This window comes from Rhizobium rhododendri, from assembly GCF_007000325.2.
In the GTDB taxonomy this organism is placed as follows: domain Bacteria; phylum Pseudomonadota; class Alphaproteobacteria; order Rhizobiales; family Rhizobiaceae; genus Rhizobium; species Rhizobium rhododendri.
Window position 1 is genome coordinate 986533 of sequence record NZ_CP117267.1, and the last position, 11235, is coordinate 997767.

The 11235-nt window shown below is 59.1% G+C and carries 11 protein-coding genes; 4 read left to right on the forward strand and 7 right to left on the reverse strand.

The features are described from left to right. Nucleotides 1-4: 4 nt before the first annotated feature. Entirely contained in the window at nucleotides 5-922 is a 918-nt protein-coding gene (locus PR018_RS04905) for a LysR family transcriptional regulator (RefSeq protein WP_142829066.1), read from the reverse strand. A gap of 180 nt (nucleotides 923-1102) precedes the next feature. Here PR018_RS04905 and PR018_RS04910 point away from each other — a divergent pair, with 180 nt between their 5' ends. Further along, complete coding sequence (locus PR018_RS04910) at nucleotides 1103-1795, forward strand: type 1 glutamine amidotransferase domain-containing protein (protein ID WP_142829031.1); 693 nt, start codon at nucleotides 1103-1105, stop codon at nucleotides 1793-1795. 248 nt (nucleotides 1796-2043) lie between these two features. Next, a complete protein-coding gene (locus PR018_RS04915) occupies nucleotides 2044-3897 on the forward strand; it encodes an ABC transporter ATP-binding protein (RefSeq protein WP_142829029.1) in 1854 nt (617 codons plus the stop codon). A gap of 71 nt (nucleotides 3898-3968) precedes the next feature. Here the strand turns inward: PR018_RS04915 and PR018_RS04920 are convergent, their stop codons facing one another. The 3 genes from PR018_RS04920 to PR018_RS04930 form a co-directional block, all read right to left on the reverse strand. Further along, nucleotides 3969-5264: a DNA polymerase IV gene (locus tag PR018_RS04920; RefSeq protein WP_142829027.1), complete on the reverse strand. Its 1296-nt coding sequence runs from the start codon at nucleotides 5262-5264 to the stop codon at nucleotides 3969-3971. A 110-nt stretch (nucleotides 5265-5374) separates the two neighbouring features. After that, nucleotides 5375-6016, reverse strand: a complete 642-nt coding sequence (locus PR018_RS04925) for a hypothetical protein (RefSeq protein WP_142829025.1) — start codon at nucleotides 6014-6016, stop codon at nucleotides 5375-5377. A 2-nt stretch (nucleotides 6017-6018) separates the two neighbouring features. Beyond that, the gene (locus PR018_RS04930) at nucleotides 6019-6327 is read right to left on the reverse strand and encodes a DUF3572 domain-containing protein (protein WP_142829023.1); all 309 of its coding nucleotides are present in this window, start codon (nucleotides 6325-6327) and stop codon (nucleotides 6019-6021) included. Nucleotides 6328-6459: 132 nt separating this feature from the next. On the opposite strand from PR018_RS04930, the gene PR018_RS04935 reads away from it, so the two are divergent. Continuing rightward, entirely contained in the window at nucleotides 6460-6831 is a 372-nt protein-coding gene (locus PR018_RS04935; protein WP_111220600.1) for a response regulator, read from the forward strand. 17 nt (nucleotides 6832-6848) lie between these two features. Then, nucleotides 6849-8219 carry a PleD family two-component system response regulator gene (locus tag PR018_RS04940; RefSeq protein WP_142829021.1) on the forward strand — a complete coding sequence of 457 codons (1371 nt, stop codon included), beginning with the start codon at nucleotides 6849-6851 and terminating at the stop codon, nucleotides 8217-8219. An 851-nt stretch (nucleotides 8220-9070) separates the two neighbouring features. Here PR018_RS04940 and rpmG read toward each other — a convergent pair. The 3 genes from rpmG to PR018_RS04955 form a co-directional block, all read right to left on the reverse strand. Further along, nucleotides 9071-9238 (reverse strand): 50S ribosomal protein L33, encoded by a 168-nt coding sequence (gene rpmG / locus PR018_RS04945; protein WP_111220602.1) that lies wholly within the window; start codon nucleotides 9236-9238, stop codon nucleotides 9071-9073. Between the two features lie 93 nt (nucleotides 9239-9331). Then, complete coding sequence (locus PR018_RS04950) at nucleotides 9332-10516, reverse strand: MFS transporter (protein ID WP_142829019.1); 1185 nt, start codon at nucleotides 10514-10516, stop codon at nucleotides 9332-9334. 243 nt (nucleotides 10517-10759) lie between these two features. Next, nucleotides 10760-11215: a DUF983 domain-containing protein gene (locus tag PR018_RS04955; RefSeq protein ID WP_142829018.1), complete on the reverse strand. Its 456-nt coding sequence runs from the start codon at nucleotides 11213-11215 to the stop codon at nucleotides 10760-10762. Nucleotides 11216-11235 lie beyond the last annotated feature (20 nt).

Genomic DNA, 11235 nt, shown 5'->3' on the forward strand with positions numbered 1-11235 from the left:
ATCTCTATTTGCCACCAAGGCTCCCGACCATGTCTTTCGTGACCTCGACGATAAGGGATCTTAGCCAGCGGTGAGCCGGGTCTTGGCGATAGCGCACGTGCCAGGCCATTTCGACGGGAAATGTGCCGAGGTCCACGGGCGCAGGCAGGACCCGCAATCGCGGGTCCGCAGCAAGGTGGCGGCAAATAAGGCCGGGCAGGGTGGCGCAGTAGTCCGTCACGGCGATCATCTCCGGCACGGCCAGAAAGTGGGTGACGGACACAGCGACCTCGCGGTTCAAGCCCTTCTGTCCAAGCGCCTGGAAAAGACCGGCCCGCAGCCGTCCAGGCGGGATGACGTTGACATGCTTGAGGGTCTCGTACTGTTCCCGTGAAATACCGTCGCGGATGTCGGGATGTCCGGCTCTCACCACGCAGGCCAGCCCGTCGTCCATCAGGTGCTGGACGACCAGATTATCCGGCGGATCTACGATCCGGCCCATCACCATATCGGTCGCACCGGATACCGCGCCGGCTTCCGTGGCATCGTTGTTGAAGGGTATGAGACGCAGCCTGATGCCGGGCGCGCGTTCGCGTAGTTTCGAAACGATCGAGGGCATCAGGACAAATTCGACATAGCTGTTCGGTGCGATAGTGAAGAGCCGCTCGGCGTGCCACGGATCGAAATCCTGTTGCCCGACGATTGCCTCGTCGATCTTGGCGAGAGCATCGATGATCACAGGGGCTAGCTCTTCTGCCATCTGCGTCGGCCTCATGCCATAGCGCTCCCGGATAAACAGCGGGTCGCGCAGTGTCTCTCGCAGTCGGTTCAGGGCGTTCGACAAGGCCGGCTGGGTTATGCCCAACCGCTCGGCTGCACGGGTGACATTGCGCTCCTCCATCATGACGATGAAGACCGGTAGCAGATTGAGATCATACTTCATCCAGTCATCATCTTTCATGAATATCTGAAATACAACTAATAAATTTCCGAAATTCCTCGCCGAGGCGCATAGTCACCTCATCGGAAACGATGGCCGCGCCGCAAGCGGTTCGTCGGTACCGGAAGGAGGGCGTGGCGTGGTGCCGGGCCCGATTTCAAAACCCTCGATGGGATCTATAAAATGAAAATTCTGATGGTTCTGACCTCGCATGACGAACTCGGCAACACTGGCCGCAAGACCGGTTTCTGGCTCGAGGAGTTCGCCGCTCCCTATTATGCTTTCCTTCAGGCAGGCGCTGAGATCACCGTTGCTTCGCCGGCTGGCGGCCAGCCGCCTCTCGATCCGAAAAGCGACGAGGAGGGCTCCCAGACGGAGCAGACCCGCCGTTTCCATAACGACCAGAAGGCCCAGGCGGTTCTCGCCTCCACCGTCAAGCTTGGCTCCGTTTCGCACGAAGACTTTGACGGCGTCTTTTATCCCGGCGGCCATGGCCCCCTGTGGGATCTTGCCGAAGACAAGACCTCGATCGCGCTGATCGAAAGCACTTATCGGGCGGGCAAGCCGGTTGCCCTCGTCTGCCACGCGCCGGGTGTCCTGCGCCATGTGAAGGCTGCGGACGGAACACCGCTGGTGAGCGGCAAGAAGGTCACGGGCTTCAAGAACTCGGAAGAAGATGGCGTCGGCCTCACGGATGTCGTGCCTTTCCTGGTCGAGGATATGTTGAAGCAGAACGGCGGCGTCTATTCCAGCGGCGATGACTGGGCGTCCTACACGATCAAGGACGGTCTCCTGATCACCGGCCAGAATCCAGGCTCTTCCGTTGAGACGGCAGGCATCCTTGTCGCAGCACTGACCACCGCCAAGGCTGTGTAAGCACGGTTAACAGCTTTTCTCGCAGATATTTTTCGAACAATGGCCAGGCCGTCAAGCCTGGCCATTTTTATGGGGCCATGAGAGTTGCGGCAGGTGTGTCGTCTCCGAATTTGGCTCGGCTGACCGCTTCGGTCGCCTTCACTTTTCGGATGCCGGTTCGTTTTCCCATTGAGATTGGGCCCGTGAACTGCTGGTATGCCATTCATTAGTCCAGAGTTTTCGCTTTCCGATGATCACCGGAGCGGCTTATGTCGATTTCAAATGCGATCTATCGTCCCTTCGAAACCTTGATCCGGCCGCTCGATATCCCTTATCGGCCATTACCCACCAAAGGCCCCATCGCAGTTCTGCTCCACCTGATTAAGATGTTCCGCGGCGTGCTGATTGCCATGGCGCTGTGTTCGATGGTGGTCGAGGCGATCAACCTTACGATCATCTGGGGGCTCTCTGTGATTGTCGATGGCATCACCACACAGGGCGTCGCGAGCTTTGTCGATAGCAGGTCAGAACTGCTGGTCTTGCTTGCCCTCATGATCTTCCCGGTCATGCCGATATTTTTCTACGTCACCAACATCCTGAATTCCCACACCGTCGGCATCAGCCTGCCCATCGCCATCCAGTGGCAGGGGCACATGGCGGTGGAGCGGCAGGACCTTGCCTTCTTCCATGACCTGTTTGCAGGCCAGGTGGCGTCGCGGCTCAATCAGGTTGCCTATGCCGTTCAGCAACAGATGCTGATTACCTTCCAGACAGCACCGCGCTTCATGTTGCAGATTGTCGGCTCCGTATTCCTGCTGCTGACATTGTCGTGGCAACTGGCGCTTCCCGTCATCGTCTGGATTGCGCTGAACATTGCCTTCACCATCAAGGTCGTCCCCGATTTCACGGAGCGTGCCCGTCGCTCCGCCAAGCAGAACAGCCTTATCTCCGGTGCGCTGACAGACCTCTACAGCAATATCCAGATGGTCAAGCAGTTTGCCGCCGAAGACAGCGAGGCGGGCACGCTGAGGAAGATCATGTCCGAGGCGGTGCGTACACTCCATCATGAGCAGCGTATCTACCGGACGACCGAACTGGTCGTCATCAGCTTCAATATGCTGCTCTGGCTGGTGATGCTGGGGATCGGGTTTGTCGGGCTCTACGACCGCTTTGTCACCGTCGGCGATTTCGTGGCGACGGTCTATATCCTGCAGCGTCTGTCGGCGGGATCCTTCACCTTCCTGCAGATGGGCCAGCAAATCTTCAAGGCGCTCGGCACCATCAAGGACGCGATGCCTGTGATGACGACGCCGCCGACGATTACCGATATGCCCGGTGCGAAGAAACTCTCTGTGTCGCATGGGGAGATCCGCTTCGAGGGCGTCGCCTTCTCCTATGCATCCGGCAGGGCCATCATCACCGATCTCTCGCTGACGATAAGACCCGGCGAAAAGATCGGGCTTGTCGGCCTCTCCGGCGCCGGCAAGACGACGTTGGTGAACCTGCTGCTTCGATTTTATGATATCACTGCCGGCACGATCCGCATCGATGGCCAGGATATCCGGGAGGTCACCCAGGCGAGCCTGCGCAAGGGGATCGGCGTCATCGCCCAGGATGTAGCGCTCCTCCACCGCTCGGTTGCCGACAATATCCGCTACGGTCGCCCCGACGCGGATCAAGCGGAGATCGAGGCAGCAGCACAGGCTGCACGGGCCAACGATTTCATTGCCGAGCTTGCCGATGGCGAGGGGCGCAAGGGATTGGATGCCTTCGTCGGAGATCGCGGCATCAAGCTCTCCGGCGGCCAGCGCCAGCGGATTGCGATTGCACGCGTCATTCTGAAGGATGCGCCGATCCTGGTGCTCGACGAGGCGACCTCCGCCCTGGACAGCGAGTCGGAGGCGGCCATCGAGGAAAGGCTGAGCGCAGTGATGGAAGGGAAAACGGTGATTGCCATCGCCCATCGACTGTCGACAATTGCAAGAATGGACAGGATCGTGGTGCTCGATCAGGGAAGGATCGTCGAGGAGGGCACGCCGGATGCGTTGATCGAACAGGACGGTCTGTTTGCTCGTCTGTGGAAACGCCAGACAGGTGGCTTTATGCCGGAGGAGATCGGCTAGAGAATTGCATGCATCGCAGTTTTGCTGGGCGGCTCTGGCAGCATCAGTGAAGGGGGCACCTGTTCAGGCCTTCAAGACCGCTCCCGCTTGCCGGCGCCAAACGTGTACCCCGTTTCCACCGACGCATCCCCGAACTTGGCCCTGAGCTTGTCCATCGCTGCCTCGGCTGCAGCCCGGCGGGCGGCGGGTTCGTCCACCAGATCTGGCGGATCGGCGCGGCCGGCGTCGCAGAGGTCGCCGACCCCGATGCCGAGAAGGCGGAATTTCGTGCCGTCGGTCTCGGCCTCCAGCAGCCTGAGCCCGGTCCGGAAAATCCGGTCGGCCAGTTGTGTCGGGTCTTCGAGCTTGCGGTTGCGGGTGCGGCTCTTGAAGTCCGCCGTCTTCAGCTTCAGCACCACGGTATGGCCGGCGATGTCGCCCTTCTTCAGGCGTCTCGACACTTTTTCGGAGAGGTTGCGCAGAACAGGCACTAGGTCGTCATATCGGGAGATATCTTCGAAAAAGGTCGTCTCCGCAGACACGCTCTTGGCCGGGTCGTTCAGATGCACCTCGCGATCGTCTATGCCGCGCGCCAGCCGGAACAGCCGCTGCCCCATGACGCCGTAGCGGCGCATCAAGGCTCCTTCGTCCATTGCCTGCAACTGGCCGATGGTGCGGATGCCGTCGCCCTCCAGCGTCGCGGCAAACGCCTTGCCGACACCCCAGATGGTGGTGACGGGACGTGGCGCCAGGAACTCGACTGCCTCCTGTCGGCCAATGATCGAAAAGCCGCGTGGTTTATTGAGGTCGGAGGCGACCTTGGCGAGGAATTTGCAGTAGGACAGGCCGACCGACACCGTGATGCCGATCTCGGACTGCACCCGCCTGGCAAACTTCGCCAGGATACGGGCAGGGCGATCCTGGTGCAGAAGCTGCGTGCCGGCAAGTTCGAGAAAGGCCTCATCGATGGAAAGCGGCTGCACCAGAGGCGTCAGTTCCTCCATCATCGCCCTGACCTCGCGCCCGACCCGGACATATTTCTCCATGTCCGGGCGAATGACGACCGCGTTGGGACAGGCCTCGAGCGCTTTGTACATCGGCATGGCCGAACGAACGCCGTGAATGCGGGCGACGTAGCAGCAGGTCGAGACGACGCCGCGCTTGCCGCCGCCGATGATCACAGGCTTGTCTGCAAGCTCCGGATTGTCGCGCTTTTCGACCGACGCGTAGAAGGCGTCGCAGTCGATATGCGCGAGCGTCAGGTCGTTGAGTTCGCGGTGGTAGACAAGCCTTGGACTGCCGCACGCACGGCAACGCTTCACGACCGCCGGCTGTTCGCTCAGGCAATCGCGGCAGAAGCCGGGCGTGGTATCAGGCAAGTTGGTCATGATGAGAACAAATGTTGAACATCATCACTCTATGCATTATGGTCTAGCCACTCAAGGATGAAAATCGGCGCAAGAGGTGGAGCATGTATAAGTGCCTGCAGTCCAGGACCTCAAAGCCCGATATGCGCCCGGATCAACATGTCCGCCGCAGACCAGTCCTCGACGCTGACGATCCCGGGCGAGGGCACTGGAAGGAACGGCCGGAAATCGGCATTGGCCATGAGGTTGACCAGCAGGCAATCCGGCACGGCCTGTCCGACGGAGAGCAGATTTCTCTCGATGTCGTCCAGAAACACAACCGGCTGCGGCCTGTCGCCATGCAGCTGCGCGAGCACCGGCCCCTTTGGCTGCTCGGTAGCGATCATCGGGAAATGAAGCCCGAACCTGTCGAGCACGGCGCGGCGGGTTTGCTGGTGGCGCGGCGGCATGGCCGTCAGGAAGACGATATCGGCATCTCCGGCAAGGCCGGTGAGCGTTTCGACGACGCGCTCGGCCGGCGTCTGCCACTGGTCCTGCGTCAGGAAGAAATCCTCGAGGAAGGCCGAAACGGTTTCGTCGTCCGGCACCGTCCCATCCTGGTTCGAGACGACGTTGCCGTGAATACGGAAGGAGCGCGCCAGAAGGTCGTGATCCCTGGCGCGCAAAAAGCGGGTGAACGGCGTCAGAAACTCCAGAACAACCTCGTCGATGTCGCAAACCACGAGAGGTCTGTCCCGAAGCGGCACATGTCCTATGTCAGTTGTCTCGTCCAAGATCAGTATTCCCCCGAGCCGAGGCCTGGAGCTGAGAAGTGTGCGGAAGCCGCCATGACCGCCTCCGGCGCAGTGCCTGTCGCCGCACAGAAGGCCATAAGCGATGGCTCGTGGTTCATCAGGAAATCCAGGAGACCGCCGAGAAAGCTTGGCTCGTTGACAGCATTGCGCAACTGGGCGGCCTCCATTCCGGTCAGTGCCAGGAAGCGGCCGAACATATCCGGCTCGTTCGCCAGCCATCCGAGTACAGCGATAGCGATTTCCTGCGGATCTGCGTCAGATCCTTTCGGCTTCTTGAAGTTGCTTTGCATTTCGCGGGGCAAATTACCTTTTTCTCAACCAAATGCCGCTAGCGTCACCCTAACGGATTTATCGAATCGGCTTCCGCGCGACCTTATATTTTCGCTGAGTGGATTCAAGGCCGGTGGCGAGGACACTGTATTATGCCGAAGCAAGTGATGATTGTCGAAGACAACGAGCTGAACATGAAGCTCTTTCGCGATCTCATCGAGGCGTGCGGTTACTCGACGATCCAGACCCGCAACGGCATGGAGGCGCTCGAACTCGCCCGCAAGCACCGTCCCGACCTGATCCTGATGGACATTCAGCTGCCGGAAGTCTCTGGGCTGGAAGTGACGAAATGGTTGAAGGAAGACGACGAGCTGCACGTCATTCCTGTGATTGCCGTCACTGCTTTCGCGATGAAGGGCGACGAGGAGCGTATCCGCCAGGGCGGCTGCGAAGCTTATGTCTCCAAGCCGATTTCCGTGCCGAAATTCATTGAAACAATAAAGACCTATCTGGGCGACGCCTGAGCGTTGAAAAAGGCCATATGACCGCGCGAATTCTGGTTGTTGACGATATTCCGGCGAATGTGAAGCTTCTCGAAGCAAGGCTTCTGGCCGAGTATTTCGAAGTGCTGACCGCCGATAATGGCAGGGATGCGCTGGCCATCTGCGACACCACCCAGGTGGATCTCATTCTGCTCGATATCATGATGCCTGGCATGGATGGCTTTGAGGTCTGCGAGCGGCTGAAGGCAGATCCGAAGGTTGCCCATATCCCTGTTGTCATGGTGACGGCGCTCGACCAGCCGGCAGACCGTGTTCGCGGCCTCAAGGCCGGTGCCGACGACTTCCTGACAAAGCCGGTCAATGACCTCCAGCTGATTTCACGCGTCAAGAGCCTGCTGCGGCTGAAGACCCTGAGTGACGAGCTGCGCTCGCGTGCCGAGACCGCACGCACGCTCGGCTTTGAGGATGGCAGGATCGGCGAGGGCAAGGGCGAGGAGATTGCGCAGGTCCTGCTGGTCGACGGCCGCGCCAATTCGCAGGAGCGCATCGTGCGCGCCTTGAAGCCGATTGCCAATGTCGTGGCCATGTCCGACGCCCAGGCAGCCTTATTCGAAGCAGCGGAAAGCTCCTTCGAGCTGGTGATCGTCAACTCCAATTTCGACGACTATGATCCGCTGCGCCTTTGCTCGCAGTTGCGCTCGCTGGAGCGGACGCGATTTCTTCCGGTCCTGCTGATCACCGATCAGGGTGCCGACGAGATGATCGTCCGGGCACTCGAGCTCGGGGTCAACGATTACATCGTGCGTCCGGTGGATACCAACGAGCTCGTGGCGCGCTGCCTGACGCAGATCAAGCGCAAGCGCTACAATGATCGTCTGCGCGCCAGCGTCCAGGAGACCATCGAGCTTGCCGTCACCGACGCGCTGACCGGGCTGCACAACCGACGTTATCTCGACAACCACCTGGCCATTCTCTTCAAGCGATCCGTCCAGCGCGCCAGGCCGCTTTCGATCCTCATCAGTGATATCGACCGCTTCAAGGCCGTCAATGACCTCTACGGTCACGATGCCGGCGATCAGGTCCTGCGGGAATTTGCCGCCCGCGTACGCTCCACCGTCCGGGGCGCCGATCTCGCCTGCCGTTTCGGCGGTGAGGAATTCGTGGTCGTCATGCCGGATACATCGGCACCGGTCGCAGCCGCTATTGCGGAACGACTGCGTTCAGCCGTCGAAAGTACACCATTCACCCTGCGTGGAACCGGCCAGACCATCGCCATCACGGCTTCTTTCGGGATCTCATCCCGCGAGACATCGCTCGATGGGCCAGACGAACTGCTGAAGCAAGCCGACCGCGCCCTCTATGAGGCGAAAAACGGTGGACGAAACCGCGTGGTCGCTGCGGCCGCCTAGGACTGCAGCGCGTCCGGCGGTGCGAGAGGAAGTCAATCCAAGCTGTTTTGTGCGGCCATTACAAAAGTTTAATATCTGAAAAGTATCGCTTCCGGAATTCGTTCGCAGAAGATTAATAAGTAATTCTGCGTCATTTTATTTTCAAAGTCGCGAGAGTTCGCAATTTCAGTCAATAAGCACTTAAGATATATTGAGTTTTCGACAGTAGTGCAGGATGATTTCTGTCGTAATGCTGGCATACATCCATATCCATGCTGATGTCTTCGGACACAGATTTTGCAAGCAACGCCTGCTCAGTATAAAAAGATTGAGTCGTAACTGAAGGTATACTGACGTTTTACAGTATTTTTGAGTTTAAGCTAAAAAGCGTCGCATCCCAAGCTAGTTTCAACCGCATCCTATTTAACCATAGAGTCAGTCTGACCTCTTTTGACACTGAAGACTTCTTGATTTTAACCGACTTTTAAGCGAGTTTGCCGAGGTCGAACATCGTCCAGCCGGACAGAAATACCCCATGATGCTCAGGTCCGCCGCATCACCTGGTTCGTGGGGTCGGTCGGTCGGATGCATGCCCTGCGGTTCCTCGTACCGCTTTGCATCCGTCCGACCCCTAGTGAGCGCCGCTCTTTCCCGCCGGAAGAGCGGCGTTTTCTATAATGACAGGTCACGCGAACCGCTACCGCCGATCGGAGTTCGATACATCATATTAGTGATGTATGATTTATCATGCCGCGATTTTGCGTGCAATATCGCCCAGGAGATCGGTAGATATTAAACAAACGATCGGCAGACATTAAAAAAGGCGCAACCCCTGCAGGTGCGCCTTCTAAAACCTGAAAACCATAATGATCTTACTTGATCTTGGTTTCCTTGAACTCGACGTGCTTCTTGGCAATCGGGTCGTACTTCGTCTTGTTCATCTTGTCGGTCATCGTGCGGCTGTTCTTTGTGGTGACGTAGAAGAAGCCGGTGTCGGCCGTCGACAGAAGCTTGATCTTGATTGTTGTTGCCTTGGCCATGGTCGTCCTGCCTTTAAGAAAAATGATGCCGTGGACGGCCGGTTGCGGTCCACGGCAAATTATGGCGCGAAATTACAAATCGCGCCCGAAAAGTCAACCCCTCTTCCCCAGGAACAACAGTCTGACCCCGGAAAGCAACACATAAAGCCCGAAGAAACCGGCAATTGCCCAGGCAAATCCATCGGTGCCTGCTGCGTCGATAGCTGTACCGATCGCCTGTGGGCCGGCAACCGTGCCGATTGCATAACAAAACACGAATGCCGCATTGGCAGCGGCAAGATCCGGCCCTGTCAGCTGGGATCCGAGGTGGCTGAGGCCTACCGTATAGAGGCCGGAGACGCATCCTCCGAAGAAAAGAAGCAGGCCTGCGGTTATCATCCAGTTGCCCACCACCCATGGCAGCGCGAGCGCGCCGACCAGGCCCATGCAGGCCATGATGACTAGCAGCGGGCGCTTGTCCGTCAGTTTGTCCGATAGCAGGCCGAGCGGGATCTGGAAGACGACGTTGCCTATACCCATCATCGTCAGCAGCAAGGCGGCATGCGATTCGGTAAAGCCGGAGCGCGTCGCATAGATCGGAAACAGCGACAGACCGCCTGCCTCGACTGCGCCAAACACGAACACCGCGGCGGTAGCCGTCGGCACCAGGAAGACATAGCGCATGAAATGCATCTCGGGCTTTTCTTCCAGCACCGGGCTTTCGTTGCGGGCAATGAAGATTGGGATGGCGGCAACGAGAATGGCGACCGCGCCGATCAGGAAGGGCAAAATACCCTCGCTGCCAACCATGGAGAAAATCAGCGGTCCGGCAGCAAATCCCAACGACAGGACCGTGGCGTAGAGCCCGAGCACGAAGCCGCGCCTTGCCGGGGGAGAGGCGGCATTGATCCAGAATTCCGAAAGGATGAACAGCGTGGTCGTCGCGCCGTGGAAGACCAGCCGCAGCGGGAACCACATCCAGAAGGCCGTCGCATAGTAGAAGCCGACAGCGCTGACGGCCGAGAGAAATACCGCCCACATCATTGTCGAGGCAACGCCGAAGCGGTGCGCCAGCCGTGTGGTGATGGGCGCGGCGATCATTGCCGCGATCCCTGCCATCGCTGTGTTGAGGCCGATCAGCGACGACGAGATACCGCGCTTTTCAAGGATGATGCTGAAAAGGGGCAGGCCGAGACCGATGGCAATGCCAACGGCCGAAATCGACGAGATCGCGGCGAAAAGCGAGGGCCAGTGAATTTCTTCGACATGGCCGACCTTGCCGTTCGTCGGTTCAGTCATGGTTGATCCTTAGCATGGAGCGAACGAAACGTCCGCGTCGCAGAATTGAGAAAGGCATCTTGCCGGCTAATCCAGAGCGCCACATTCCGGGGCGTCCGGTCGATCGCAGCGGCCGGAGCATGCCCGACAATGCTGGCAATGTTCAGACAAGAATTAGCCTCCATGTCAACCCATGGCCGGTGCTGATGTCAGGTCGCGTGGGGAAAACCCTGCCGTTTCGGCTTGTCGCGGCGTCCTGCAGCCTTACCCGGTGCCGTTGCCTTCATCGAACTCGTCCGGCCGGTCTTCGTGACCGCCGAAGCCGTGCATGCGCAGAGCCCATTGCAGGCCGATCACGCCACCCTTGATCGGCTGGATGACGGCAAGTGCCGTCAGCACCGTGATCGGCGCCCAGATGGAAAGCGTCGCCCACATCGGCAGATGGTGCATCGTGTCCGATATCATGTAGCCGCCGACGACAACGTGGCCGAGCACGAGGATGACGAGATAGGGCGGCAGGTCGTCCGAGCGGTGGTGAAACATCTCCTCGCCGCAGACAGCGCAACTGTCCACCGGTTTCAGAAACGCCCGGAACAGCTTCCCACGTCCGCAGTTGGGACAACGGCTGCAGGCGCCGCGCAGGATAGCCTGGCCGAGCGCGCGCTCGGTTTTTTCAGGCCCGCCATAGCGAATGACGGGTGTCGAACCGCTTGCTGTCATCACTCCTCCTCCAGCCGCCC